Annotated in this window: 1 protein-coding gene; it reads left to right on the forward strand. The window is 40.1% G+C overall.

Annotated features, from left to right (window positions below):
• Positions 1-120: 120 nt before the first annotated feature.
• A complete protein-coding gene (locus N5O98_RS27195; protein WP_008666211.1) occupies positions 121-1,284 on the forward strand; it encodes an IS4 family transposase in 1,164 nt (387 codons plus the stop codon).
• Positions 1,285-1,324: the final 40 nt, after the last annotated feature.

Here is a 1,324-nt window from a genome sequence, read left to right on the forward strand (position 1 = left end):
ATCATTAGTGTCCACTAAAAAATCATAGTCGTTCTTTGAAATTGTTGAAATTCAGTTTGTTGTAATGGTATTTGGTGCGCAACGATTTGAAATTACTTTTGCAGTCTGAATCAGACTGTTATGAATAAAGACAAATATGTTTTTTCTCAATTAGTCACATTTCTTGATGAGTTCAAGTTCTTGCGTATCGTCAAGAAGTATGAAGGCAACAAATACATTAAAAGCTATACCTGTTGGAATCAGTTGCTTACGATGATGTTCGGTCAACTTTCCAACCGTGAGAGTTTAAGAGACCTCATCGTGTCACTGGAGGCTCACACCGGAAAACTCTATCATCTGGGAATCGGCAAGTCCGTAACACGAAGCAATCTTAGCAAGGCTAACGAGCAACGTGACTATCGCATCTTCCAGGAATATGCAACCTTCATGATAGCCGAAGCGCGCAAGCGTAGAATCGAAAGAATCTTTGAGCTTGACGGTCATGTCTATGCTTTTGATTCCACCACGATTGACCTTTGTCTGTCAGTGTTCGAGTGGGCTAAATTCCGCAAGCATAAAGGCGGAATCAAGATGCATACGCTCTACGATGTGGAAGCGGAAGTTCCTGCATTTGTGCATATTACTCCTGCTAATATTCACGATACAAAAGCGATGTCTGTGATTCCTTATGAACGTGGTGCGCATTATATATTTGACCGTGGTTACAACGATTTTGGCAACTTGTATACGATAGACCGCATAGGTGCTTTCTTCGTTGTACGAGCCAAAACCAATGTACGCATCAAGCCCAAAACGTGGAAGCGAAGATTGCCTGAAGGTGTCATTTCTGATGTCATCGGATGTTTTACGGTTTATAAAAGTTCCAAGGATTACCCCGATGAACTTAGAAAGCTCATTGTTGAAGACCCCGAAAGTGGCACACGATACATTTTCCTGACGAACAATCTTGACGCTTCGGCTGAGCTGATTTCTCGGTTATACCGAAATAGATGGAGTGTGGAGCTGTTTTTCAAATGGATTAAACAACACCTTAAGATAAAGAGGTTTTGGGGAACTTCGGAGAATGCTGTACGCATACAAATATATTGTGCCATAATTACTTACTGCCTTGTGGCGATAGTACAACACGATATGAAATTAGAGCGAAGCATCTACGAAACCTTGCAAATACTCGGCATCTCGCTAACCGATAAAACTCATCTTAGAGATTTGTTCGACAAATCGAATTTCAAAAATATCAAAGAGCTAAATGATTCAAGTGAATCGAATTTATTTAATTTTTAACCGACTAGTGACCAAAAAATTTTTAGTGGACACTAGTGAT

This window comes from Bacteroides sp. LFL-34, from assembly GCF_027257075.1.
Taxonomy (GTDB): Bacteria; Bacteroidota; Bacteroidia; order Bacteroidales; family Bacteroidaceae; genus Bacteroides; species Bacteroides ovatus.

Coding starts and splice junctions, on each gene's coding strand:
- N5O98_RS27195 (WP_008666211.1), top strand. CDS start 121: ATGAATAAAGACAAATATGTTTTTTCTCAATTAGTCACATTTCTTGAT.